General features: G+C 63.2%; 21 protein-coding genes and 1 pseudogene. 10 read left to right on the forward strand and 12 right to left on the reverse strand.

Annotation, left to right across the window (positions count from 1 at the left end):
• Positions 1–2: 2 nt before the first annotated feature.
• The 3 genes from GLR48_RS15925 to GLR48_RS15935 form a co-directional block, all read right to left on the reverse strand.
• Entirely contained in the window at positions 3–962 is a 960-nt protein-coding gene (locus GLR48_RS15925) for a glycosyltransferase family 2 protein (RefSeq protein WP_237062880.1), read from the reverse strand.
• 2 nt (positions 963–964) lie between these two features.
• Positions 965–2,416 (reverse strand): glycosyltransferase family 2 protein, encoded by a 1,452-nt coding sequence (locus tag GLR48_RS15930; RefSeq protein WP_237062882.1) that lies wholly within the window; start codon positions 2,414–2,416, stop codon positions 965–967.
• Between the two features lie 186 nt (positions 2,417–2,602).
• Positions 2,603–3,340 carry a Crp/Fnr family transcriptional regulator gene (locus tag GLR48_RS15935; protein WP_237062884.1) on the reverse strand — a complete coding sequence of 246 codons (738 nt, stop codon included), beginning with the start codon at positions 3,338–3,340 and terminating at the stop codon, positions 2,603–2,605.
• Positions 3,341–3,489: 149 nt separating this feature from the next.
• On the opposite strand from GLR48_RS15935, the gene GLR48_RS15940 reads away from it, so the two are divergent.
• Positions 3,490–3,963 (forward strand): DUF427 domain-containing protein, encoded by a 474-nt coding sequence (locus GLR48_RS15940; protein ID WP_237062885.1) that lies wholly within the window; start codon positions 3,490–3,492, stop codon positions 3,961–3,963.
• Between the two features lie 87 nt (positions 3,964–4,050).
• Here GLR48_RS15940 and GLR48_RS15945 read toward each other — a convergent pair whose 3' ends face one another.
• The 3 genes from GLR48_RS15945 to GLR48_RS15955 all read right to left on the reverse strand — a co-directional run bounded on the left by GLR48_RS15945 (position 4,051) and on the right by GLR48_RS15955 (position 7,078).
• Positions 4,051–4,761, reverse strand: coding sequence for an SOS response-associated peptidase (locus GLR48_RS15945; protein WP_237062887.1), 711 nt, complete (start codon positions 4,759–4,761; stop codon positions 4,051–4,053).
• 224 nt (positions 4,762–4,985) lie between these two features.
• Positions 4,986–6,599, reverse strand: a complete 1,614-nt coding sequence (locus GLR48_RS15950) for an SDR family oxidoreductase (RefSeq protein WP_237064571.1) — start codon at positions 6,597–6,599, stop codon at positions 4,986–4,988.
• A 5-nt stretch (positions 6,600–6,604) separates the two neighbouring features.
• On the reverse strand, positions 6,605–7,078 hold the full coding sequence (locus GLR48_RS15955; protein ID WP_237062889.1) for a thiol-disulfide oxidoreductase DCC family protein: 474 nt from the start codon (positions 7,076–7,078) through the stop codon (positions 6,605–6,607).
• Between the two features lie 165 nt (positions 7,079–7,243).
• On the opposite strand from GLR48_RS15955, the gene GLR48_RS15960 reads away from it, so the two are divergent.
• The 7 genes from GLR48_RS15960 to GLR48_RS15990 all read left to right on the forward strand — a co-directional run bounded on the left by GLR48_RS15960 (position 7,244) and on the right by GLR48_RS15990 (position 16,045).
• A complete protein-coding gene (locus tag GLR48_RS15960) occupies positions 7,244–7,666 on the forward strand; it encodes a hypothetical protein (RefSeq protein WP_237062891.1) in 423 nt (140 codons plus the stop codon).
• Between the two features lie 828 nt (positions 7,667–8,494).
• Positions 8,495–10,144, forward strand: a complete 1,650-nt coding sequence (locus tag GLR48_RS15965) for an amidase (RefSeq protein WP_237062893.1) — start codon at positions 8,495–8,497, stop codon at positions 10,142–10,144.
• Between the two features lie 63 nt (positions 10,145–10,207).
• Positions 10,208–11,752: an ABC transporter substrate-binding protein gene (locus GLR48_RS15970; RefSeq protein ID WP_237062895.1), complete on the forward strand. Its 1,545-nt coding sequence runs from the start codon at positions 10,208–10,210 to the stop codon at positions 11,750–11,752.
• A gap of 57 nt (positions 11,753–11,809) precedes the next feature.
• Positions 11,810–12,751, forward strand: coding sequence for an ABC transporter permease (locus GLR48_RS15975; RefSeq protein ID WP_237062896.1), 942 nt, complete (start codon positions 11,810–11,812; stop codon positions 12,749–12,751).
• Complete coding sequence (locus GLR48_RS15980) at positions 12,751–13,569, forward strand: ABC transporter permease (protein ID WP_237062898.1); 819 nt, start codon at positions 12,751–12,753, stop codon at positions 13,567–13,569. The genes GLR48_RS15975 and GLR48_RS15980 overlap by 1 nt, the downstream gene beginning before the upstream one ends.
• On the forward strand, positions 13,563–15,368 hold the full coding sequence (locus GLR48_RS15985; protein WP_237064572.1) for an ABC transporter ATP-binding protein: 1,806 nt from the start codon (positions 13,563–13,565) through the stop codon (positions 15,366–15,368). Before GLR48_RS15980 ends, GLR48_RS15985 begins: the two co-directional genes overlap by 7 nt.
• Before the next feature lie 257 nt (positions 15,369–15,625).
• Positions 15,626–16,045 (forward strand): antitoxin Xre/MbcA/ParS toxin-binding domain-containing protein, encoded by a 420-nt coding sequence (locus GLR48_RS15990; RefSeq protein ID WP_237062900.1) that lies wholly within the window; start codon positions 15,626–15,628, stop codon positions 16,043–16,045.
• A gap of 139 nt (positions 16,046–16,184) precedes the next feature.
• Here the strand turns inward: GLR48_RS15990 and GLR48_RS15995 are convergent, their stop codons facing one another.
• The 3 genes from GLR48_RS15995 to GLR48_RS16005 all read right to left on the reverse strand — a co-directional run bounded on the left by GLR48_RS15995 (position 16,185) and on the right by GLR48_RS16005 (position 19,430).
• Complete coding sequence (locus GLR48_RS15995; protein WP_237062902.1) at positions 16,185–17,255, reverse strand: quaternary amine ABC transporter ATP-binding protein; 1,071 nt, start codon at positions 17,253–17,255, stop codon at positions 16,185–16,187.
• Positions 17,256–17,267: 12 nt separating this feature from the next.
• The gene (locus GLR48_RS16000) at positions 17,268–18,305 is read right to left on the reverse strand and encodes an ABC transporter permease (protein WP_237062904.1); all 1,038 of its coding nucleotides are present in this window, start codon (positions 18,303–18,305) and stop codon (positions 17,268–17,270) included.
• A gap of 153 nt (positions 18,306–18,458) precedes the next feature.
• Positions 18,459–19,430, reverse strand: a complete 972-nt coding sequence (locus GLR48_RS16005; protein ID WP_237062906.1) for an ABC transporter substrate-binding protein — start codon at positions 19,428–19,430, stop codon at positions 18,459–18,461.
• Positions 19,431–19,772: 342 nt separating this feature from the next.
• On the opposite strand from GLR48_RS16005, the gene GLR48_RS16010 reads away from it, so the two are divergent.
• Positions 19,773–19,925: a hypothetical protein gene (locus GLR48_RS16010; protein WP_237064615.1), complete on the forward strand. Its 153-nt coding sequence runs from the start codon at positions 19,773–19,775 to the stop codon at positions 19,923–19,925.
• A gap of 16 nt (positions 19,926–19,941) precedes the next feature.
• Positions 19,942–20,028: pseudogene (locus tag GLR48_RS16015) on the forward strand (transposase); the annotation flags it as partial.
• A gap of 261 nt (positions 20,029–20,289) precedes the next feature.
• On the opposite strand, the gene GLR48_RS16020 reads toward GLR48_RS16015, so the two are convergent.
• Genes GLR48_RS16020 through GLR48_RS16030 form a run of 3 tightly spaced genes read right to left on the reverse strand, consistent with a single transcriptional unit; the run spans position 20,290 to position 24,358 of the window.
• A complete protein-coding gene (locus GLR48_RS16020) occupies positions 20,290–20,859 on the reverse strand; it encodes a hypothetical protein (RefSeq protein WP_237062907.1) in 570 nt (189 codons plus the stop codon).
• Between the two features lie 29 nt (positions 20,860–20,888).
• On the reverse strand, positions 20,889–22,409 hold the full coding sequence (locus GLR48_RS16025) for a hypothetical protein (RefSeq protein WP_237062908.1): 1,521 nt from the start codon (positions 22,407–22,409) through the stop codon (positions 20,889–20,891).
• Complete coding sequence (locus GLR48_RS16030) at positions 22,406–24,358, reverse strand: hypothetical protein (protein WP_237062909.1); 1,953 nt, start codon at positions 24,356–24,358, stop codon at positions 22,406–22,408. Before GLR48_RS16030 ends, GLR48_RS16025 begins: the two co-directional genes overlap by 4 nt.
• Between the last annotated feature and the right edge of the window lies 1 nt (position 24,359).

The raw sequence follows: 24,359 nt of genomic DNA on the forward strand, positions 1-24,359 counted from the left end.
GGTCATTCCGCCGCGACCGGGCGCGCCATCGCGGCGCCGGGCAGGCAGCGCGCAACGGCGGCGCGGGTGGCCTCGGTCATCGGCAGATCGCGGGCGCGCAGGTGCGCGGGGTTGCTGACGAAGGCGAGTGCGAGGTCCGGCAGGTCAACGGGGACCGGATCGACGCGGCCCGTCGTCCGCCACTGGCTCACCTTGTCCCAGACCATCGCGCGGTCGGTCTTGCGCCGCGCGCTGTCGTAGTCGGTCTCCTGCGACTGGGTCAGGCTGTCCGGCGTCTCGATCTTGGTCAGCAGAAGTTCCTGCACGATCCAGATGATCTCGCCGTTGAACATCAGGCGGTTGCGGAATTCGCGGTCCTCTTCAATGCAGGGCGCAAAACCGCCGTTGCGCGCCAGCACCTCCTGCCGGAACAGGCCAGAGTTGATGTGGGTCCATTCCCCCGGCACCTGCCCGCCCATCTGCATGTTGGGAAAAACGTCGTCGAACAGCGACAGGTCGCGCCGGATCGCGACGCGACGGCCGTCGGGCAGGACAAGTTCGTGCTGCACCAAGGCTGCGCCGACCTGCAGGGTGCTGCCCGGTTCATGGCCGACCATGCGCCAGTTCAGACACTCATGCGCGCCAATGGCCGGTTGGGAGAGGATGCGCACCTGATGCAGGACCTTGTCGCGGTGCGGAATATCGTCGGAATCGTGGAAGGTCACCGCATCGCCGCCGGTCAGCAGCAGACCCGCATTCTTGGCCTGCGCCGTACCGACGTTCTGCGCCAGCCGGACATAGGTAAATCGCGGATCATCGAAGTAGCGTGCCAGCCGCGCCTGTGTGCCGTCGGTGCTGCCATCGTCGATCACGGTCACGTGCGTCTTCCACCATGACTGGTCGAGGGCCGCACGGACCGCGGTGTCGATCAGATGCGCGCGGTTGTGAGTCGGGATGATGATATCGACGGACAGTTCGGTCATGGTCAGGCTCCGCTCAGGGATGGGGCGACGTGCAGGCGATAACGATCAAGGGTCCGCGCCGTGACACAGCCTGCCGGCAGGGGCAGAAGCAGCACCAGCACGGCACCGGTCACAATCATGCCGTGGCTCGGCGCCAGCGGCACCGCGAGGGCTGCTGCGGCAAACAGGATGGCGCTGGCAGAGGAGACGCCGCCGGGCCGTGCGGCACCCGACTTGTCGGTCACGACAAAACGCAAGGACCGGCCGCAGATCGCTTCCAGCGTGGCGGAGGCGGCCACGGGGACCAATGCCAGACGGTGGCAAATTGCTGCGGCACGGACGCGAAGCGTAGCGGTTTCAGGTCGTCCTTGCCCCAGCAGCCGCAGGGCGATGTCGAGCAGCGTCAGCCAGACCGAGACGCCCGCCAGCACGATCAGCGCGTCGCTGCCCTGTCCTGTCGCGAGACCGAACAGAAGTGCTGTGGCAGGCAGCAGCGACAGGTTCAGCCAGGCCGTCAGTTGCGATACGATTGCCGCGCGCCCCTGCAGTCCCATGCCGCCGTGCCACGATACAAGCGCCGGGGCATGCGCCATCAGCGTCTGCAGGTTGCCGCTGGCCCAGCGATGACGCTGCCGCTCCAGATCGTGCAACGAGAGTGGCAACAAACCGCGTCCGACGATCTGGTTGATGAACCGGCCGGTAAAGCCCATCCGACACAGCCGCACGCCCAGATCCGCATCCTCGGTGATGGTGCGTCCTGACCAGCCGCCGACGGCCCGCAAGGCCGGTGCGGAAATCACGCAAAGCGTGCCGGTCAGCAGCACCGCCTCGGCCACATCAGCCATGCGCGCGTTGGTCTGGAAATATTCGGCGAGTTCCGCATCGACGCCCGAAGCAACGTCCGCACAGCCCTTGTACGCCTGCGGAAACTGCACATAGTCGGCGCCCGTCAGGGCAAGCGCCGCAGCGGCCCGCGTCAGAAAGTCGGGATCGACGACGTAATCGGCATCAACTGTCACGACATGCGTCGCATCCGGGCGGGATTCCGCCAGTGCGATATTCAACGCACCGGCCTTGGCGCCGACGACACCGGTGCGGTGCAGAAAACGGACAGGGCGGCCAAGGCGGTCACAGGCGTCGCGCACCGGCTGCCACAATGCGGGATCGGCGGTGTTGTTGTCGATCACGATAACCTCGAACCCGGATACGTCCCAGTCCTGTGCGGCCAGCGCGGCCACGGTCGCCATGACCATCGCGGGCGGTTCATTGTGCGTCGCCACATGGACCGTGAAGACCGGGCGCGGCGCCGCCGCATCCTGCAATCGCAGGCCCACCGAGTGCCCATTGGCACACGCACGAATGACAAGGCCCGCAAGCTGAATCAGGATCAGCAGACCGCACAGCGCCGTCACCAGTCCCGGCAGGACCACGACGCACATGCAGATGGCCGCCAGAAAAATCGGCAGGACGAACATGACTTGGCTCCACACGGGGCGTCGGTTTCGGCTTGTCGGGAATTCAGGTGATCCTCACCCGTCCGAACAACGCGCAGACCGGTCGCCGGTTCCGGACGGCGGACAGCCTTCGGTCCACCGATCGCGCAGGTCCAAGATGTCACGTGCCGGCGCGCGTGACTTCAAACTGAATTGACGCAGTATGATTTAGTGTCCCGGAAACCAGGACGTGTCCATGTCCGCATAGCGGTCGCGAAAGTCGGTCATATCCGACAATTCGTCTTCGCGCAGGATCTGCATCCGGTCGCCATGTCGCAGGATCAATCCGTCCTCTTCCATCTTGATGAGGGTGCGGCTGATGTAGACGTTCGTCAAACCAAGGTAGTCGCCGATCTGGCTTTGGGTCAGCGGCAGGCGGATCGTGTCGGTCATCTTGTGGTTGGTGATCCGCAGGCGCGCGATCAGGTCCAACAGCATGTAGGCCACGCGCTCCTGCGCTTTCATCCGGCCCATCGCGCGCAACAGGTCGATGAAGACGACCTGATCACGCAATCCGATCGACAGTAGCAGCGCCGACAGACGCGGCGATTCGCGCAAAATCACGTCGAGCGAGGATTTTGGAAACGGGCAAAGGGTGACGGCCTCTGCCGTGCACAAGGTCGTCGTCATATGCTTCAGCGCGACATCGGGAAAACCAATGATGTCGCCGGGATGGTGGATCTTGACGATCTGGCGGCGCCCGTCCGGCAGGTCGGTATAGCTGAACAGCCACCCCGTCTTGACGACATAAAGGTCTTTTGCCGTGTCGCCGTTCTGATAGACCTCTGTGCCCTCGCCATAGTCGCGCTCCGCTTTTTCGAGGCTCGCGAGTTGCGCCTTGTGATCATCATCGAGCGCAATGTAATGGGACAGCTTCGTCACGAGGCAGCTGGATCGATCAGACATTGGGTGCCTTTTGTTAAGATCAGGATTGTCACGCGGACCGCACGATCACGGTAGCGTGAATTAATTGACTTTGACCAGCACCCTCGCAATTCGCAAGACACGCACTTCGTCACGTTTCGAACCAGGGTCAGAGAATTCAGGAGTTGGACATGCAGACGCTTCACATCGAGAACGTTCAGGACTGTCCGCGACCGCCAATCGTCGAGGACGTGCCCCAGCACCTGCGCGTGATGCTCTCCGATCAGATTGCCGCCGATACCACCAAGGGGCTGCGCGTTCTTGAAACGCACCATGCGCCGACCTACTATTTCCCGCGCAATGACATCCGCGCCGATCTGGTCCCTGTGGATGGTGGCAGCTTTTGTGAATGGAAAGGGCAAGCGCAGTATTTCGATGTCCTGATGGCTGGAAAGGTCTCGCGGCGCGCGGCATGGACCTACGCGCGCCCCTCGGCAAGCTTTGTGCGCATCGCGGGCCACGTGGCGTTTTACGCAGGGCTGATGGACGCTTGTTTCGTCGGGGATGAGCGCGTGATACCGCAGCCGGGGGACTTCTATGGCGGCTGGGTGACCTCCAATCTGAGAGGCACGCCGAAAGGTCATCGAGGCACACTGCACTGGTAAAAGGCAGGATCACATCGCGCAGCTTTTCGTGAAGGTCACCGCTGTGCTGACGATCGGGATGTTGTGACAGCCAGGTCAAGCACTGTCCTATGCACCCGTAATCATGCCGCCGTGGTCAGACTTCAATCCTTCTCCACGCTGGTGGATCACCATGCGCTCCGCAGGGAATGGCTTGATCAGCGCACAAGCCTCGACCGGCGTGCCGGTCAGCCATTGCGCGTAGTCCTCGGGGGCGAGGATCATCGGCATCCGGTCCGGGTGCGTGTCCTTGACCAGCGCGTTTGGCGTCGTGGTCACCATTGAGCTGGTCATCATCTCGCGCATCTCGCCGCCGCCGTCGTTGCCCTTGTAGGCGCGCCAGACGCCCGCCAGGGCAAAGGGTGGCCGCGCGCCCTCCCCCGTCACGCCGAACCAGACATACGTGGCCGGGTTGTGGCCCTTCGCCTCGCAGAAACTGGTCGCGGGGATCAGGCAGCGGCGGTCCTCGAAGCTTTTCTTCCAGAAGCGTGATGTGCGCAGCTTGTCATCGCGCGCGTTGTTGACGGCCTTCGGCTGGATCGGCTTGCCCGTCTTCTTTGAGACCTGCGGCATCACGAAGCCCCAGTGAGCGGGTTCGAGCCAGCGCGTGCCGTCGGCCTCGGCCCCGACGATCGGTGCCATGCCTTTCGGGAAGATTGCGGTCATCGGCTCTGCATTGCCGAGCGCGTCGTGTGCCGCATCGACAGCGAAGAGCTGCCGCATCGCGTCCTTGGCCATCGTATTGGAGTAGAGGTTGCACATGAGGTCGAGGATACTCACTCGGACGCACAAGGGCACCTGTTTTCGGCGGTGCCTCTCATGCTCAGTTACCCGCCACCAAGGATCTCAGTGGCGACCTTCGGTCGTTGGTAGGTCCATCAGTCGGGCATACAACCCGCCGAATTTTGCCAGCGTCCCGACGCCTGTGCTGTGATTGTCGGGGAAACAAGGATCGGCTGGCCCGTCTGCGACCAAGCCGACTGAAAGGGCGGCGTTTAGCATCATCAAGCGCCGTCGCGAGGCAGATGCATCGGATCGTCTGCCGCCCCGGCCACCAGAAACCCCCGGTAGCGCACCAGCGGCGCCTTTGTCAGCGGGGCCAGCAGTGCGACATCGAAATGGAACTTGCCGTCAAAAGCGAACTCGCGTGCGATCGACACCGGAAGCAACCAGTCTGGCAGGCGGATCGGCCCGATGCGCCCGTCTGTCACCGGATAGTGGAGCGCGCCGTCTCGTAACTCCAGTCCAATCAGGAAGCTGAACGGGCCGAACCTCTCGCGAAGGCCAGTCGCATCCAGGGAAAGGTGGGACCGGAACGCGTTCCCACCGAACCTGCGCAGCCATGTCTCGCCGTGCGGCGTAACCGTCTTGGTCACCGTGACAGGGACATCGGTCGCGTCAGGCGGAAACCGGAAGATCGCGCAGAGCAGAAGGGACCATAGGCCAGCGCCCCGGCGGACCTCGCATCTCCCTTCCCAACGTGAGACATCGAGCGTCAGATGGGTTGCCCGGACCTCTTCGGGCAGCGCATCGAAGGCAGGCCCCAGCACGTGCGGGAAGATGTGCGACGTCGGCGCGACGACGCGCTCTGTGACCACGCGAAGATCCGCCATCGCAGCTTCCGCCTCTGCCAGGGTTATCACCTCGAGAGCGGGGCCCGCACCGACCGGCAGATCGGCGCGGCGCAGAAGCGCGCGGGCCGCCACGGCCGGGATGAAGGGTCCGTCGCCATCTTCGGCCAGAAGGCGCCAACTGCGGATCTCGTGGTGCGTGGTGACCGTGACGGACATGCCGCCCCGGCCGCTGCCGAACGGTGCCATCACATCGGCGAACACCTTGAACAGGCGCACAACAGACGGACCTACAGCAAGAGGCACCACCCGGCGCAAGGCTGCGAACATGGCAAGCCCGTAGCGCATGACGGCCAGCTCCAGCCCCGCGCGGAACCTGACAGTCTGCGCACCGAAATGGGCAGGAAACAGTCGCTGGTCCGGCACCTCGATCTGCCAGCCCTGCCGGACCGCGCCCCCCGGAAGCGTGTAGTTCGCAGGCGCCGACCAGCCGGTGGCCCGCTCCCATCTGTTGCCGACCCAGACCGGCATGGGCCGCCCCGCCTGGGACAGGATCGACTGCATGACGGACAGACCGCGCGGCGCGCGGTTCCCCGGCAGGATCGCCGTGTCGATCACAACGGGAACATAGTCACCGGCCAAGGCGCGCACGGCGGCAGAGGACAATGCAGGCACAGAAGAAAGACCGGAGAGCACGCATAGCCCTTCCGCCCGCGCGTCGGAGTCCAAAGTAACGATACCGGCGCAGAAATCGGCATTGTCAGAGAGGTCGAGGTAGTGGACCCCTGCGGCAATGGCCGCCCGGGCAAGGCGATATGGGTCGTCTCCGTAGGTGTGGAATGGACCTGCGGCATCAATGACGACATCATATCCATCAAGCGCATAAAGGCTGTCCGCGCGGTCAAACCTGATGGCCCGGCAGCCCAAATCCTTCGCGCAAGCGCTGGCCTTCTTGATGCTCCGTCCGGCGATGCAGACGTCATGCGCGTCGGCGACAAGCAGGCGTGCAAGCCGCGCGCCGAAGACGCCGTATCCACCCACAATCATGATATTCACCGGAGCAGACGCTTCTGAAAATCGGGATCGGAAAGCGCGCACATGTCGCCGCGCCCGAAAAGGGCGTATCTGTTCCGGGCAAGACGCTTGTAAAGCCAGTCCCGCACCGGCCGGGGCAAGAGCAGCAGCACGCTGGCCATTCGCCCCCATCCGCCGAACCGCCGGGCGGCGTAGATGACCGCCTCGAAGTCCTGATGCGCGATGCCCTCATCGATGAACAGCCAGCTTGAGGGATCTGTCGGTTCGAGCCCGTAATGGCGCAACAGCGCCGCTCCGAGTGGGGTCTGGATCGGGCAGATGCGCACGGTCTGGCTGCGATCCAAGCGATGGATCATGCGCGCGCCCCAGCTACAGATTGCACATTCCGCATCCATCACGGCCAGCGGCGATCTGTCGTCAAAGCTTGCAACCAGCGGGTCTTGGCGAAAGGAAAAACGTTCCGACTGGCGTCGGTCGTGCTGTGCGTCCACTTCCAGCCTCCAGCCGCCAAACTTTGGAAATCTACTCGCGTCAGGGATGAAGGAAATTGCGGTCGTTTGCAACGATCCCCGACGACATCGCTTATGTAGCGGTGATGTACAGACTGGTGCTTGCACTGAGGCCCGCACGGTCGCGGACACCGGCGTCAATCACGCATGCGTCGATGCGTCGATGCGTTGCTGCAGTGGCTGCGCTGGTCGACTCGGAGCCGTTTTCGGGCTGCCCGAACAGGCGTCGCCTCGGCTGTCCTGTTGCAAAGCGCGACTGCCGTGGCCGGTTTCGTGTCGTCAGGTGCAGTTGCATCGGCGGTGGGGCTGGTGATCTTTCCGGGCGCTGACACCGGGTCGGCGGTCGTGGCAAAGATCCTGCTGGTCCGGCTCTCGGTGCTGGCCCCCCTTTTCTTGCTCATCGGTGTCGGGCTGTTCATGCGCATGCAGGAAGGGCGGGTCGAAAACATCGAGACCAGCAATATCCATCACGAACCGCTGCAGGCCGTGAAATGCGCGAATTTGGCTTTTTTTGATGGTAGTCCACCCAATCCTGATGGAATCCGGGGAGCTGATGGAAAGACGTGTTGAAGCGAAAGTTTGAGTGAATAGCGTCACGGCTGCAACCATTCTGTGCCCAGAAAAGTGAAGGCCCTGTTGATCGCACACGACATGTAGATCGACACCCTGTGCCGGATGCCGACGACGTTTGCAGCCTGCGGTTCGGCATAACCAAGCGCATCACGTTCCGCATCGACCGCGATCCCCCGTGACGTGCTGCCTGCCTAGGTGCGGCGTCCCGCAACGGCGGGGAAAGATACCAGAAAAACCAGACGACCGGCATAGGCAAGGTAGAACAAACCTGCCGGCGCCAGCATGGGGCTGTTTTGCATTGCTTCGCCCAGATACCAGTGCTTGAAAACCGACCGCATCAGCTTTCAGCCGATATCAGAGTTTTTCTGACGGTTGGTGTCTTGCAAGGGGCCCATCAGCCGGGGCCTTAGCCTGCTTGGTTATTCCCGAGACAGGCCCCCCACCCCGCAGCGTTCATATCCTGTGACGAAAGATTCCCGCGGACAAATGACATAGCACCATCGACTGCAGTTTGCCTCATGTCCGTAGAATTGTCTTGTCGCACACTCCGGCATTGGTCCGATGGCGGTTGCCATTCTGATCACAGCGTTATGGTGGACTGCGCTTGACGTTCCATCGACTTCACGTGGACGAACGCGTCGTCCATGGTGACGGTAAGCGCAAATTTTCCGCATTTGCTAGAAATTGCGCCGTTTCATCGGGATCTGGCTCTCCAATCTGCAAGTCATCTTGACCATTCGTCGATTGGTTGATCCTCTCACCTTGCGTAAGAAACATACAACAATGTCAAACTTCCCTGAGATTTGTCTTGAGAGGCAAAAGGTTATGTCTGTCCAAATCACCGAAGCCGACATCGCCGCGACCGAGCGGATGCTGGGTCTGGCCTATACGGCGCAGGAACGTGCGCAGATGGTCGGCAATCTGGACGGACAGCGCGATCTGGCCGTGGCCCGCCGCGCCGTAAGGCTCGACAACGCGACGCCCACTGCGACCCGGTTCGACCCCCGCCTGCCCGGTTTCGCGATGCCGCACGGCATGGATGCGCTGCACCTGTCGCCCGTCACCGCTGCCCTGCCGGACAGTGCCGAAGACATCGCCTTCGCACCCCTCACCCACCTGTCGCACTGGGTGCGCAGCGGGCAGATCACCAGCCGCGCGCTGACCGACCTCTACCTCGACCGCATCGCCACCCTGAACCCCCGGCTGGAATGCTACGCCACCGTCACCGCCGATCTGGCAAGGGCCGAGGCGGACGCGATGGACAGCCTGACCTCTGCCGGCATCTGGCTCGGCCCCCTGCACGGCATCCCCTACGGGCTGAAGGATCTGTTCGACACCCGCGGCATCACCACCGGCTGGGGCGCCGAACCCTATGCCCACCGCATCCCCGACACAGACGCCACCGTCACCCGCAAGCTGCGCGCAGCGGGCGCGGTCCTGCTGGGCAAGACGACGCTGGGCGCGCTGGCCTACAACGACCTGTGGTATGGCGGCTGGACCCGCAACCCTTGGAACCTGAACGAAGGCTCCTCAGGCTCCTCCGCCGGATCCGCCTCGGCCACCGCCGCGGGCCTCTGCGGGTTTTCCATCGGAACGGAAACCCTCGGCTCCATCACCTCGCCGTCGCAGCGCTGCGGCACCACCGGTCTGCGCCCGACCTTCGGCCGGGTCAGCCGCGCAGGCGGCATGACGCTCTCCGGCTCGCTCGACAAGGTCGGCCCGATCTGCCGCTCGGTGGAGGATACGGCCCTGGTCCTCGCCGCGATCAACGGCGGCGATCCCGCCGACCGCGGCTCCATCGCCGCCCCCTTCCACTTCGACGCGCAGGCCACCATCTCCGGCATGACCCTCGGCTACCTGCCCGCGGCGTTCGAAGAGGGCGCCACCGACATCGACCGCGCCGCCCTCGACGCCGCCCGGACCCTTGGCATCACGGTGAAGGAGGTCACGCTGGAGGACCTGCCCTACGCCTCGCTCATGGCCATCCTCTACGCCGAAGCCGCCGCCGCCTTCGAGGATCTGACCCTGTCGGACGCCGACGACACCCTGCGCTGGCAGGACGAGGGCGCCTGGCCCAACACCATGCGCAAGGCGCGCTTCCTCTCTGCCGTCGACCACGTGCAGGCCGACCGCCTGCGCTACTGCGTGATGCAGGCGCTGGGCGACACGATGGGACAGGTCGACGCCCTGATCGGCCCGTTCCAGACCGGCCCGATGCTGGTCGCCTCGAACTTCACCGGCCACCCCTGCCTGCACCTGCGTGCGGGGTTCTCGGAGGTCGCCACCCGCTCTCCCGCCTCGCTCGGCAGCGGCAAGCTGACCACCGGAGAGGCGGTGGGCGATACCACCTTCACCGTCCCGCAGGGCATTTCGCTCTGGGGTCAGCTTTTCGACGAAGGCCCCCTGCTGACCCTCGGCTTGGCGCTGGAATCGACGCTCGACGTCGCCAGCCGCCGCCCGACATTTCCGACCTGACGACAAGACCCGGACAACCGGGCGTCACCCACGTGCCAATGGCCCCCAACACGGAGAGACGACATGAAACGCAGAACCTTCCTTGGCAGCACGACCGCGCTGTTTGGAACGACATTCTTCACCGGCGCGATGCCGCTGGTTGCCACGGCGCAGACCGCACCCGTCACCGGCGGCACGCTGATCTGGGGCCATTCAGAAACGACCCAGAATCTGGACATGCACCAGACCGGAACCGCATCGACGGGCCGGGTGCTGCAGAACGTCCACAATTCCATCGTGACCGTGGACAAGGACCTGAAGGTCATCCCGATGCTGGCCGAAAGCTTTGAGCAGAGCGACGACGGTCTGACCTATACGTTCAAGCTGCGCCCGGGCGTGAAATTCCATGACGGGTCCGATATGACCGCCGAAGACGTGAAATACAGCTTTGAACGCTGCGCGGATCCGGCGACCGGGGCCGTGAACTTCGAGGTCTTCAACGCCGTCGAGACGATCGAGACGCCGGACGACATGACCGTGGTGGTCACGTTGAAGACTGTCAACGCGCCGTTCCTGTCACGGCTGGCCGAAAACGGTGCAGGTGTCGTGATGCCTGCCGGATCCGGCGATGTGCAAGGCGAGACCCCGATCGGCTGCGGTCCCTTCAAGTTCGTCAGCCGCGAATTCGGCAACAAGGTCGAACTGGCGCGCTTCGACGACTACTGGGACGGCCCCGCCTACCTGGATGGCGTCACGGCCCGCGAGATCCCGGAGCCGACCGTGCGCCTGACCGGCCTGCGGACGGGCGAGTTGCACATGATCAACGACATCCCCGCCGACCGCACGCAGGAAATCGAGGACGATGCATCCCTGCAGGTCGTCAAATGGTTCCCGCTGAACTGGGATTTCGTGAACCTGAACCACACCTTCGAGCCGTTCCAGAACCCCGATGTCCGCAAAGCCTTCGACATGATCATCGACAAGGAGATGCTGCTGGAAGGCGCGCTCTGGGGACAGGGGGCAACGACCGCGTCGCCCAGCTATCCGACATCGGCCAGCTATGACGAGGCGCTGACCCAGCGGGCACAGGACGTGGCCACCGCAAAGCAGATGCTTGCCGACGCGGGCTATCCCGAAGGATCGCTGAACATCGTCTTCAAGGCGACGACGAACTATCCCTATCACATTGAATCGGCTCAGATTCTTGTGGAATGGTTCAAGGAGGCCGGCGTCAATCTGACCATCGAACAGCTGACCTGGGCCGACTGGCTGTCGCAGTGCTGGGTCGACAAGGACTACCAGATGACGATGATGAACTTCTTCACGCTGTGGGAGCCTGATTTCCTGTATTACAGCCTGTGGAACAGCACCGGGGCCTTCAACTATCGCGGCATCAACGATCCGGAGATCGACAAGCTGACCGAAGAAGCCCGCACCACCGTCGATCCCGCCGCCCGCGCCGACATCTACAAGGCGGTGCAGCAGCAGATCTTCGATCAGGCGCACGACATCATCCTGTGGTTCCGCAACGGCAGCATCGGTGCGCAACCGGGCGTCGGTGGCCTTGATACCGTCGTGCATCCCAACGGGTCGAACTTCAATTTCCATAAGGTCTGGCTGCAAGCCTGATCCGTCACCGGGCGGCGACCCCGCCGCCCGGTCCCTTTCCCCAGCCCGAGGGGCGTCATGGCCTATATGATCAATCGCCTGCTATCGGTCGCACTGACGCTGTTCCTGATCTCGGTCATCACCTTCGGTGTGACCAACATCCTGCCGGGTGACGTGGCAATGATGATCATGGGCACCCAGTCGAACCCCGAAGCCCTCGCCGGGTTGCGAGAGACGCTGGGACTGAACGATCCGCAGATCGTCCAATACGGTCGCTGGATCGGAGGCATCCTGACCGGTGACTGGGGCACCTCGCTCGTCTTCAAAGAGCCGATCGGTCCGCTGATCGCGCAGAAGGTGACAGCGAGTGCGCTGATCGTGGTCATGTCGATGACCATTGCGCTGGTCTGTGCCATTCCGCTGGGCGTCTGGGCCGCGGTCCACCGGGACCGCTGGCAGGACAGCACGGCCAGCACGGCGGCACTGATCGGCGTCAGCCTGCCGGACTTCTTCTGGGGGATCATGCTGATCCTTCTGTTTGCCCGCGGCCTTGGCTGGCTGCCGTCCAGCGGTTTCGTGCATCCGGCCGACGACTTCCTGCTGGCGGTCCGCCACGCCTTTCTGCCGTCGCTGGCGCTGGGTCTGGGGCTGATGGCGCACCTGACCCGAATGACCCGTGCCACAATGACGGGCATCCTCGGGCAAGAGTTCATCCGCGTCGCGCGCGCCAAGGGCTTGCCGGAACGCACAGTCGTCTGGCGTTATGGCCTTGCCAACGCGATCGGCCCGGTGATGACCGTGGCCGGTTTGCAGGTCGGCTACCTCTTCGGGTCGATCATCGTGGTCGAGAGCCTGTTCAACTACACCGGCATGGGCTGGCTGACGTATCAGGCGCTGCTGAACCGCGACATCCCGCTGATCCAGGGGTCCGTCTTCGTCATTGCGGCCGTGGTGATGCTGTCGAACCTTGTGGTCGACCTGCTTTATACCCTCATCGATCCGCGGATCAGGTTGGCCTGATGCGTGGTTTCCTGACCCCCAAGGGCCTGATCGGCGCAGGCATCGTCCTGATCGTGCTGGCCGTCGCGTTGTTCGCGCCGCTCTTTATCCCCGACAAGCTCGCGACCGCGATGGACATGCGTGCGCGTCTGGTCGGCCCGACGCTCAGCCACATCTTCGGCACCGACCAGCTGGGGCGTGATCTGTTCTATCGCGTGATGCTGGGTGCCCAGACCTCGATCCTGATCGCAGGATCCGCGGTCCTGATGAGCATCGTGATCGGCCTGCCGCTGGGCATCGTCTCGGGCTACTACGGCGGTGTCATCGACAATGTGCTGATGCGGCTGGTCGATACATTGCTGAGCTTTCCCGCCCTGCTGCTGGCGCTGACCATCTCTGCCGTGCTCGGGCCGAACCTGACCAACACCATCATCGCCATCGGCATCGCCTTCACCCCCTTCCTCGCCCGCATCATCCGTGGAGAGGCGCTTCGCGTGGCGCAGATGCCCTATGTGGAGGCCGCGCGCGCCGCCGGCACCACGGACCTGATGATGATCGTGCGGCACATCCTGCCCAACATCATGCCCGCGATCATCGTGCAGGGCACGATTTCACTGGCCTTCGCCATTCTGGCAGAGGCTGGTCTGTCGTTCCTCGGCCTTGGCACCCAGCCGCCCGATGCCAGTTGGGGCCTGATGATTCAGGCCAGCCGGGATTATCTGGACGTGGCCCCCTGGACAGCGCTGGTGCCGGGGGCCGCTGTCGCTGTCACCGTGCTGGGGCTGAACATGTTCGGTGACGTGCTGCGTGACGTGTTGGACCCGAGGACTGCATCATGACCGCCCCCATCGTCACCCTCGATCACCTGCGCGTCACCTTCGGCAAGGGCGCCGAGACCGTGACCGCCGTGAAGGATGTCAGCTTTTCCATAGCACCCGGGGAAACCGTTTGTGTCGTGGGCGAGAGCGGGTCCGGAAAATCGGTGACCTCTCTTTCGCTGATGCGTCTGGTGGAATTCGGCGGCGGCACCATCGTTGACGGTCGCCTGACCCTGATGCGCCCGGACGGGCCGATTGATCTGGCACAGGCGGACACGGCCACGATGCGCGGCATTCGCGGCCATGACATCGGCATGATCTTTCAGGAACCGATGACGTCTCTCAACCCGGTCTTCACGATCGAGCGGCAACTGACCGACGGCTTGCGCATGCACTTGGGCCTCGGCGCCGCCGCCGCGCGCGACCGCGCGCTGCAACTGCTCAAGGAAGTGCGCATCCCGGAGCCTGAGCGGCGACTGAAGCAATATCCCCATGAACTGTCCGGCGGCATGCGCCAGCGCGTCGTGATCGCTATCGCGATGGCCTGCGAACCGCGCCTGTTGATCGCGGACGAACCGACGACCGCGCTGGACGTGACGATCCAGGCCGAGATCCTGGCCCTGATCAATCGCCTGAAGCGGGAAAAAGGCATGGCGGTGATGCTCATCACCCACGACATGGCGGTTGTCGCCCAGATCGCCGACCGGGTCGTCGTCATGTATCGCGGCGACGTCGTGGAAGAAGGGCCGGTGGCCCAGATCTTTGCCAACCCGCAGGCCGACTACACCAAGGCCCTGCTTGCCGCGGTGCCGCGATTGGGCGAAATGCGCGGCAAAGCCGCCCCGGAACCCTTGCGGCTTGTCGGAGACACCCACGACGCCAAGCCGCTTACGCCCGCAGCCAGTGCCGAACCGCTGCTGGTCGTGAAGAATCTGACGACGTATTTTCCGGTCAAAGGTGGCCCTCTGCGCCGCCATGTCGCGAACGTCCACGCGGTCGAGGATGTCAGCTTTACCCTCAACAAGGGGGAAACACTCTCGTTGGTGGGCGAATCCGGGTGTGGCAAGTCAAGTTGCGGCCGGTCGATCCTCCGACTGATAGAGCCGACCTCGGGCAGCGTCATCCTCGACCGCAAGGATGTGCTGGACCGCAATCCCCGCGACCTGCGCCGGTTGCGGCGCGACATGCAGATGATCTTTCAGGATCCCTTCGCGTCCCTGAACCCCTACATGCGGCTGTCGGCCCAAGTGGCCGAGCCGCTGCGCAACTTCGGCCTGGCGTCCGGCTCTGACCTGACCGACCGGGTTGCCGCACTTTTCGACCGGGTCGACCTGCCACGCAGCTACCTGCGGCGGTTTCCACACGAGCTGTCAGGCGGACAGCGGCAGCGCATTGCCATTGCACGGGCCCTGGCGGTGAACCCCAAGCTGATCATCGCGGATGAAGCCGTCTCTGCCCTCGACGTCAGCGTTCAGGCGCAGGTGCTGAACCTGATGATGGAACTGCAGGCAGATCTGGGACTTTCGTTCCTGTTCATCAGCCACGACATGGCCGTCGTGGAACGGGTCAGCCACCACGTCGCGGTGATGTATCTGGGGCGGATCGTCGAAATCGGCCCCCGCGCCGCGATCTTCGAAAACCCGCAACACGACTACACCAAGACGCTCATGCTCGCAGTGCCGATCGCCGATCCTGCGACCCGCAAACTGGACAGCGACCTCAACTTCAAGCCGATCCCGTCACCGATGCATGATCTCAGTTATTGCCCGGCCCCATCGATCTACAAAACCGTCTCTCCCGGCCACCTCGTTCTGCTTTGAATGGTGGCAGAGGCAGATCTCAGGACCAATATTTCGCGCGGCGCGTGTCATTTTTCGGGGCGGGACTTCGGTGTTTTTAGACGTGCGTCGTTGCATGACCTTCCGAAAATTCCACCACAGACAGTCTTTCCCGCGGACGGTGTTTATTTGGTCCTGGGTCATGTAGGGGGCAGATATCGCGACTGGCTGCAGACGTTTCACACGAAGGAACGTCCCAACAGCCCGTCAGCAGCAGGTCACCTAAAGGGAGACACGACATGAATGCCAACGCGACCCGCAAGACGGAAGCAGATCGGATCTCCAGGCTTCTGGGGCTGCCGGACAGCATCAACGACATGACATCCCTTAAATCTGCGGTCGCGCAGGGGCTGCCAGCCTCTTCAGTCGAAAACATTCTGGGCGTCATGCAAGGCGACCCCAAGGTGAACCTGATTGCCGAACGTGCCTTTCGCAGGGCCAAGGCCGAGAAACTGCCGTTGAGCGCCGCTAAAAGCCAAACGCTCTACGACCTGGCCCGCGCCTATGTCGTCGCGGATGCGTTCTACGGTGGCGAAGGTATCCTCATCATGCGCTTCCTGGAAAAACCGAACCCCGATCTTGGCGGGACGACGCCATTGGCGATGGCGATCACCAGTCCGGCTGGCGCGGATGCAGTGATCGACCTGCTGAAAACCTAGGGCATCACGTGCCGCTGGAACGGCCGGTGCGCCGATGAAAGGCCCTCAAGGCGGGGCTCTCGACCGGCGACCACGTGAAACCGTCCGATTGCGTCGCGGCACAGGAGATGCAAACGCCCGCTCCGATGCCGCGACCGATCTATCGGCCGCTGCGGCGCGCACTCTCGGGGTCGGTGGATTGGCGAGACGGCACCAGCGCGCGGACGAGTTCCCGCATGTTCAACGTGCCGACTGACTTGCCGTTCTGAAGAACACGGTAGCTCAAGTCAGTATCTCCTTCAGACTTGGCGATCACGGATTCCAACGTGTCGTTGTAGTCGATCTCGCCCGCACAGGCGTTGCCAAGATCTGGCGTCGTCTCCATGACGGACCCGACCCGCAGCACGCGGGCGCGGTTGATGTCGGCCACGAAGTCTTCGATGTAAGGTGCTGCCGGATGAAGAAGGATATGCTGCGGTTCGCCTTGCTGGATGACAGAGCCGTCCTTGAGGATCACGAGATGGTCCGCAAGTTTCAACGCCTCGTCCAGATCATGAGTGATGAAGACGACAGTCTTCTGCAACTCGGCTTGTAGCTCGTTCAGAAGGTCCTGCATGTCGGTCCGGATCAGCGGATCGAGGGCCGAGAAGGCCTCGTCCATCAGCATGATATCGGAATTGCTGGTCAGCGCCCGGGCGATGCCTACCCGCTGCTGCATCCCGCCCGAAAGCTGGTGCGGATACTGGTCGCCCTGCCCTTCCAGACCGACACGATCCAGCCAGCGGCGCGCCTCGTCCGCGTATTTGCGTTCGTTCTGACCTGCGATCGCGGGCGCGAGGCCCGCATTCTGCAGCACGGTCCGGTGCGGCAGCAATGCGAACTTCTGAAAGACCATGGACATGCGGTGCTGCCGCATCTGCCGCAGCTGTGTGTCGGTGTAGTCGAGGATGTTGTCGTCATCGACCCAGACCTCGCCCGCCGTGGGCTCTATCAGCCGGTTCAGGTGCCGGATCAGCGTCGATTTGCCCGACCCGGACAGGCCCATGATGACGGTGGTCTTGCCCGTCGGCATATCGACATTGATGTCGTTCAGGCCAAGGACGTGATTGTGCTTTTCCAGCAGTTCGGTCTTGCCCATGCCGTCCCTGACCAGCTGCAGCGCAGGCTTGGGATCGTCACCGAAAACCTTGTAAAGTTTCCGGATCGAGATCTTGATGCTTGTATCGTTCATGTCTGTTACCCCTTAGCGCGACTGGCTGACGTTGATGCGGGCCAGTGCCGCCTTGGTGACGCGGTCCAGAATGATCGCCAGCAGCACGATCCCGAGGCCCGACAGCAGACCGACGCCGAGTTCGAGAGACCGGATACCGCGCAGCACCAGCACGCCCAGACCGGGAGCCGAGACCAGCGAGGCGATGACGACCATCGCAAGGCTCATCATGATGGTCTGGTTCACCCCGGCCATGATGTTCGGCAAGGCCAGCGGGATCTGCACGTTGAACAGCTTCTGCCGTTTGGTCATGCCAAAGGCGTCCGCCGCTTCGGTCACGTCGGGATCGACCAGACGGATGCCCAGATCGGTCAGCCGCACGACAGGCACGATCGCGTAGAGTATGATCGCAATGCCGTAGAGCTTCGGCTCGGTCACCGAGAAGAGGAAGATCAGCGGGATCAGGTAGACGAAGGGCGGCAGCGTCTGCAACATGTCGAGGATCGGGATCATCGTGCGCTGCACCCGGTCGCTGCGCGACATGGCAATGCCGATCGGCACCCCCAGCACCACGCAGGTCAACGCACAGACGAAGATGATCGCCAGCGTCTGCATCGTGTAGCTGTAGTAATCGACAAAACCGAGGAAGCCGAAGCAGAGGGCGACGAGTGCGACCAGTTTCCACTGCCGGCTGACGACGTAGGAAATCAGCATCAGTAGCGGGATCATGATGAACCACGGCACCGCCTGCATCACCCACAGCGCCTCGTTCAGCGCCCAGCTGAGCGGTTGGGTCAGCGGATCGACCACGACCTTCAGGCCGTTCTTGATCGAAAGAAAGCCTTCCTCCAGCCCGCTGGTCAGCGCGCGGGACTGCGGGAAGGACGTGCAGGCCTCGTGCATGGCATCCATCGAGGGGAATGGTGTGTCCCACGGTGACACCACCACGTCGCTGCCGGAGGTCTGCGCCAGCAGCTGCGCCATCGACGTCATGCCGCCGCTGTCGTCTCCACTGGCACCGCACCAATTGCGCAGGCCCAGCCCGTCGAACAGAAAATCATACGTCGCCATACATACCTCATCCGGGCATGCAGCGCCCCAAGTTGTCGTGTTTTTCAATACGAGCAGAGCCGGATCCGATGAATCCGGCTCTGCCTTCGGTCATGCGTTCAAACGCCTCACGCTGCGCCACCGGATTGGTGCCACAGCGCAATCCGCATCAGCCTATTGCAGCAGGGCTGCCAGCTTTTCGCGCGCTGAATCGTTGATCCAGCTGCTCCATGCGTCGGGGTTGTTCTTCAGGAAATACACCGCCGCTTCCTGATTTGACGCGTTGTTGTCTTCCTTCCATGCCAGAAGCTGGCTCATGACCTCGGTCTTGAAGGTGACCTTGCCCATCATCTTTGACACGTCCGGATGGCTGTCCATGAAGTCCTGTGTGACGATCGTCAGCACGGGTGCCGACGGAAAGGACGACGGCGTGGGATCGGGCGCATCGGCGTTCTGCATCGCCTTGAAGGCCGCCTCGTCGTAGTCACCCAAGTCGATGCTGGTCATGTCGAACATGCCCAACGGCGTCGTCGGCCCCCAGTAATAGCCGAACCATGGCTTCTCGTCGCCATATGCCGAGGCCATGGATGTGGCGAGGGTTTCACCAGACCCGTGATTGAAGATCTCGATGCCCTTTTCGTCCAGACCGAAGGCCCGGATCAGGTTGTCGTTCACGATGCGGCAGCCCCAACCGTCGGGGCAGTTGTTGAACATGCCGCCGACCAGTTCGGGGTTGGCCGTGATGCCGTCGATCGTCGCGAGTTCGGGATGCGCCTCGACCAGGTAGGTCGGCAGGAACCAGCCTTCGACGCCGCCCGGATCCAGCACGCTGCCCAGCTCGACGATCTTTCCGTCGGCCTTCAGCTTGGTATAGGCGTCGCCGGCAGAGTTGGTCCAAAGCTCTGTCACGATGTCGGGTTCGTTGTTTTCCGACAGCGACGTCATGGCCGGCGTGGTGTCCGACGGCACGGCCGTGACGTTGCAGCCATAGCCCTGTTCCATCAGGAATTTCGACACCTGCGTCACGATGGCCGCAGAATCCCAATTCATCTGCGTGATGGTGACATCACCGCACTGGTCCTGGGCCAGGGCTGCCGTTGGGGCGGCCAATGCAGTCAGTGAAGCCGCGAGAATATAGCGTTTCATATAAAATCTTTCTTCGATCATCCACGTTGAGGAATACCGCACGCGTCCCGTGCAGCGCCTACCAAGGACGCAAATGCGCTGCAGTCGCCATTCAAGGCGTCAGCCCGCCATCCATTTTAAAAGATAGGAAAATGTCGATTTGCGACAGCGTTGCGTCGCTTTCAGACCCCACTTACGCGAACGTGGTCGGATTGCAACCGCTATCGCAAAGCAGCGCAGTCCTGCGACGATGATGCGGACAGAAGGCGCCGCATCGAACCTGCGCCACAGCAGCGCGCAACAGTCAGGCCTCCGTTCTGCAATCGGGGATTAAAGAAAGACACGCACAGGAATGCGAACATCATGATTCCGGTCAATCTGCGACACACCGAATATCTCGACAAAGCCGTCTCAACCGCAGCCGATATCGCGAAACGTCATGGCCCCGCTGCGCATTTCGCCGGCGTTGTGCCGACAACCCTCTCAGAGGTCGCGCGCGCCGGCCGCGTCTGCTGAAAAGCGCGCTGTCTCCCTTATGATCGATGCCACATATCTCAAGGTCCGTCAGAGCGGCCGCATCGTGTCCGTCGCGGTCACCATCGCAGTCGGGGTGAACACCCTAGCCGCTTCAGCTTCGCGTTCTTGTCCTCATGCTGCTTCCGGCACAGCTCCGCCGTCGGCAATCCAGCCTTCTGCTCTTCGATCATCCCGATGATCTGCTCCTTCAGGTTGGCAGACACGACATCAGATTAAGGGAATTTCCGGAGCGCAGGTCACATCAGATTACGCTGCAAAGCCGGTTTTCAGAACGTCTCTGCTTACAGGCCTATCGTGGTCCATGTCGCAATCCGATTGACGGCCAAGACATCGCGCAACACCTCTAGACCGCGATATCAATGCTGTTGATGGCGAAGTTGACGGGATCGACGCCATTGATGCCGTGCCTGAAGACCCAAATCGTAATCCAATCGAAGCAGACGGGGCCGTTTCCCCGCGCCCCGCAGAACACGGTGGCGTCTGCCGGCACGTTTGCACGGGAAAGCGACATCCAGTGCAGCTGTGGGTGGTCGCTGACCTCGACCGCAACATCGTAAACATTCCCGGGGTCGCCGCGCGCAAAGTCCACATCGACACCAAAAGCCGTAATGCTGGTTTCGAAATGCAGCACCAGTGCCTCGTGGCCTTCTTTCAGGGCAAGAGGTTCGTCGGCATCGGCGAAATGTCCGTCGAAAAATCCCGGTGGCTGAGCGCCTTGGCTCACGCTGCGGATGCTGCCGGGATGCCAGATGGCGCAGACCGTCGAATCATTCTGCGCGCGAAAGCGGATGGTGCCACTGGAGTTACGGTTCATCAGATTTCCCGGGGCCGCGCGCCCGCCCCATCCGATGCAATCGGTGGCGCCGACCTCTCCCCGGTTATTAAGCCACTTGACGTCAAGGTCTTCGGGCATGGAAGCCTCCTGTTGGTAAGAGCGCGGCGTCAAGGGCCACAGAAGATGCTGGCCGGGACCGCCGCCGGCACCGGATCGCCGGGCCAAGGATCAAGCTGACCGACCTGGTCGGGCCCGTTATGGCCATTGGTTGTCAGATTGCCGGTGCCTGTCACCAAAAACGGCAGGCATTCGAAATTATTGGGCAGGATTTGTTCGCCTACGGATTTGTTTTCAGGGAAGATGAACTCGCCGACCGGGGCGCGGTACTGCCCCGCAACCAGCCCATTGGCGAACGTCGGGCCAGAGGGCACCGGCGCGCCATCGGGCAGCCTGCCGTTACGTGCGAGGCGGACGAGGATTTCGCGCACAGCACCCCTGCTAACGCCGTTGCCGTCAAAGAGGGCGTTGGCGTTCTTGCCGAGGACCAGGTTGAAGCGACCGTAGGGCGGCTCTTTGCGGGGCGCGGATGACAGGAAGCGGACGCTTTCGTTACCTGTGGGGTCGACGTCGATTGCATAGATGTCAATGCCGAGCGTCGGGTCGGTGGTCGCACCCTCTACCCGGAGGCGGTCCTGCGTCTCTTGGTCGATGAAGTCGTTCGGCACGGCAGGATCGCGCAGGATGCGGGGGCCCATGGTGCCCAACAGGCTGCCCTCGATGGCGATATAGGCAGGCGCGACGCCGGGCTGGGTGTAGATGCCGACGTTGGCCTGGATGGTATGGGCAGAGATATAGATATCGGCTCCGTCGCGGGCCAGTGTGCCGGCATAGATGATGTAGTCGCCCGGCCGCATCGGCGCCTGCTTTTCCGGCATGCAGGCGGGGCATTTTGGCAGAGGCGGCGAGCCGGCGGGAGCGATTGCAAGATCGGCTGGTCCCATGATGAACCGGCTCAGCGGCTTGCCCGCGTCTTCGGGGCGATTGGCATCGGGACATTCGGGATCGTTGGCTGCGCGCGGTATACACATCGGGTAGCCGGACATCGACATGATGGTCGGGTTCTCTCCGTCCACCATGAAGCGGGGATCGCTGTCCAGGTTCGGATCCTGCGGCGCGAAGACGCTGTCGGGGTCATTGATGCGGATTCGCGTCTCGGGCTGCGGCGCCGCGTCGGTCGGGTCGGCGACGAGGGTGATCTCGCCGTTCGCGGCGATGGATTTGATGTACCCCGCGCCCTCGGCCAGCGGATCCTGCGAGATCCAAACGAGGCCTGCGACATGCCGACTGCCGACGATGTTTCCGACGATCGAGGCCTGATAGTCGCCGGGCCGGGGCGCGCTGTCGTTGATGGCCAGGCCGGACTCGGCAGGATTGCCGGGGTTCAGATCGAAGATGTCCTTCGGCGTGAGGAAGGTTGCCGGCATCTGCACGATCAGGTTGCGGGGAATCGTGACGGTGGTGCCCTCGACCACCATCGACCCGCCGGTCAGAAGATCTCCGGCGTCGAGTGTGAAGCTCTGGATCGGGCCGGTGAGAAAGAACTGCGCGGGCCGCGTTTGCGCCGTGGCGGCGGAGGCCATGGCGAGGACGGCCAATAGAACGAGAGGCAGGATGCGGCGGGCAGTCATGGCAGGCTCTCCTCTTGGAATGCGTCGTCGGGCGACGGCCGGATTGTGACATAGGAAGGCGCGGCGTCGGTCGGGCCGAGCCGCCGCGACACCGAGCTGATGGCAAGGCCATAGCGCCCGCCCTTGGGGAAGCTGAACGTGGCGGAATAGATGCCGTCGGCGGTCTCTCTGGCGACGGTGCGCTTTTGCCAGACACCCGAGGGCGAGTATGCGAGGATCCGCAAGTCGGTCACGCCCAAGACCGGCGCGCCGGAGGCGGGATCAGCAAGCCGCCAGGTGAAGGTCTGCTGCCGCCCGCCCTCCGCAGGGTCTGTCAGGGCGGCGGTAACGGAAGGTCCGGGATTGGTCTTGTCCCCGGCTGCGCCCGGGTCGACCGATGCAGGCTGGCAGACGACCAGGTCCGGCCGGTCGAGGGCCATGACCAATTCGTAGGGGCCGGCGGAGGTGATGATCGCGCGCGCCTCGTAGGTGCCGGGCTGCGTCTCGCGGAAGCCACGGTCGATTGCGAGCATTCCGGTCACCGCGGTGCCATAGATCGGCACTGTGCCCATCGGCACGTTCATGCCCTCCATATAGTCGTAAGCGACACGCTCGGCCGGATTGGCGATCAGCGCGCCATGGCCTGCAGGCGCGATCAGACGGGCGCGGACGGCCGCAGGGTCGTCTGTCGGGCGCTTGGGCGCAGCAGCGTCCTGAATGGCAATTGGGGTCAGCTTGCCATCACGCAGCTCTTCAAGCTCCAGCGCCGTGAAAGTATCGCCGCCAAGGCCGCGCACATAGGCGTATGCGTGCGAAAAGCCGATCTCGACCGGCGTGTCGGCGACAGGTCCGGTGGCGATCACCCTGCCCGCTTCGGCGTCGATCACCGATATCCGGCTGCCAGCACGGTCGAGGGCAAGAACGAGACCGCTTTGCGGATCAAGGGCCAGCGCCGTCACCGGGGCTGACAGCGGAATGCTGTCGGTCTCGGCCAGTGTGACGGGATCGAACAAGCGTAGAACGGGATCCTGCGCAGACCCAATGGCAAGGCGGCCGGGTCCGGGGAGCCAGAGCATGGCCGACAAGGCCGACAGAGTTGTATCGGCGGTCACGGCCATGCGGGCGGTGTCGACAGCAACGACATGGCCGTCCGCCGCGGCGGCAAAGACGCGGCCAGTGGCCATGTCAGCGGCCATGATCAGGGGCGCTGGTCCAACCGCGACCGGGCGCGAGGACGCCTCTGATCCTGCGTCGATGATCGCCACGGCGCCTGTCCCGGCGAGTTCCACCGCGGCGCGGTTCCCGCCGAGCGCGGTGACGGTTGCCGGGCGCGCGCCGCCGCCCATGTCGACCAGCCGCACAACGGTCAGATCCAGCGTATCGATGGCGACGGCAAGGTCCAGCGTCGGCAGGGTGACGAAGACGGTCGATCCGTCACCCGACATCCGCCAGTCGAAGGGCGCCGCGGGCAGCGGGATCACCTTCTCCATGTTGGTGATGGTGAAATCGACATGTGGATTGACGACAGAGACCGCGCGGTCGGCATTCAGCATCAGAAGCTTGTAGCTGTTCAGGTCCACGTCCGCCTTTGCGGTAACGTTACCGCGGGCGAGAAGCCGTGCCCGTGACCGGCAGGAGATTTCCGCCGTCACCTGCGCGTTACGCACCAGTTCCATCCAGCCATAGATCTGCCGATTGGTGACCGGTGCGCCGGTCTCGCGGTCGGTGAGGGTCACGACGATCCTGGCCTCTCCTCCTGCCACCGCCGGCCCTCCGTCCGGACCTTCGACACGGCTGGTCAGCGTGATGCGGTCCGCCGGGACATCACGGGCGGCCTGCGGACTTGCCTCTGGCGCCGCGTGGATCATCGGCATGGTATGACCGGAATGGTCCATCGCCTGTTCCTGCCCCTGCGCCGCCAGTCCTGCGACTGCGAGGGCGACGGTCACGAGGAGGACGGGCTTTAACATC

It is taken from the genome of Loktanella sp. M215 (assembly GCF_021735925.1).
GTDB lineage: Bacteria > Pseudomonadota > Alphaproteobacteria > Rhodobacterales > Rhodobacteraceae > Loktanella.

What these genes read in the sequence shown, in the direction of transcription:
- GLR48_RS15980 (WP_237062898.1), top strand. Translation starts at nt 12,751, where the DNA reads ATGCGTGGTTTCCTGACCCCCAAGGGCCTGATCGGCGCAGGCATCGTC.
- GLR48_RS16025 (WP_237062908.1), bottom strand. Translation starts at nt 22,409, where the DNA reads ATGACTGCCCGCCGCATCCTGCCTCTCGTTCTATTGGCCGTCCTCGCC.
- GLR48_RS16005 (WP_237062906.1), bottom strand. Translation starts at nt 19,430, where the DNA reads ATGAAACGCTATATTCTCGCGGCTTCACTGACTGCATTGGCCGCCCCA.
- GLR48_RS16000 (WP_237062904.1), bottom strand. Translation starts at nt 18,305, where the DNA reads ATGGCGACGTATGATTTTCTGTTCGACGGGCTGGGCCTGCGCAATTGG.
- GLR48_RS15965 (WP_237062893.1), top strand. Translation starts at nt 8,495, where the DNA reads ATGTCTGTCCAAATCACCGAAGCCGACATCGCCGCGACCGAGCGGATG.
- GLR48_RS15935 (WP_237062884.1), bottom strand. Translation starts at nt 3,340, where the DNA reads ATGTCTGATCGATCCAGCTGCCTCGTGACGAAGCTGTCCCATTACATT.
- GLR48_RS15970 (WP_237062895.1), top strand. Translation starts at nt 10,208, where the DNA reads ATGAAACGCAGAACCTTCCTTGGCAGCACGACCGCGCTGTTTGGAACG.
- GLR48_RS15925 (WP_237062880.1), bottom strand. Translation starts at nt 962, where the DNA reads ATGACCGAACTGTCCGTCGATATCATCATCCCGACTCACAACCGCGCG.
- GLR48_RS16030 (WP_237062909.1), bottom strand. Translation starts at nt 24,358, where the DNA reads ATGTTAAAGCCCGTCCTCCTCGTGACCGTCGCCCTCGCAGTCGCAGGA.
- GLR48_RS15930 (WP_237062882.1), bottom strand. Translation starts at nt 2,416, where the DNA reads ATGTTCGTCCTGCCGATTTTTCTGGCGGCCATCTGCATGTGCGTCGTG.
- GLR48_RS16010 (WP_237064615.1), top strand. Translation starts at nt 19,773, where the DNA reads ATGATTCCGGTCAATCTGCGACACACCGAATATCTCGACAAAGCCGTC.
- GLR48_RS15975 (WP_237062896.1), top strand. Translation starts at nt 11,810, where the DNA reads ATGGCCTATATGATCAATCGCCTGCTATCGGTCGCACTGACGCTGTTC.
- GLR48_RS15950 (WP_237064571.1), bottom strand. Translation starts at nt 6,599, where the DNA reads ATGATTGTGGGTGGATACGGCGTCTTCGGCGCGCGGCTTGCACGCCTG.
- GLR48_RS15960 (WP_237062891.1), top strand. Translation starts at nt 7,244, where the DNA reads ATGCGTCGATGCGTCGATGCGTTGCTGCAGTGGCTGCGCTGGTCGACT.
- GLR48_RS15990 (WP_237062900.1), top strand. Translation starts at nt 15,626, where the DNA reads ATGAATGCCAACGCGACCCGCAAGACGGAAGCAGATCGGATCTCCAGG.
- GLR48_RS16020 (WP_237062907.1), bottom strand. Translation starts at nt 20,859, where the DNA reads ATGCCCGAAGACCTTGACGTCAAGTGGCTTAATAACCGGGGAGAGGTC.
- GLR48_RS15940 (WP_237062885.1), top strand. Translation starts at nt 3,490, where the DNA reads ATGCAGACGCTTCACATCGAGAACGTTCAGGACTGTCCGCGACCGCCA.
- GLR48_RS15995 (WP_237062902.1), bottom strand. Translation starts at nt 17,255, where the DNA reads ATGAACGATACAAGCATCAAGATCTCGATCCGGAAACTTTACAAGGTT.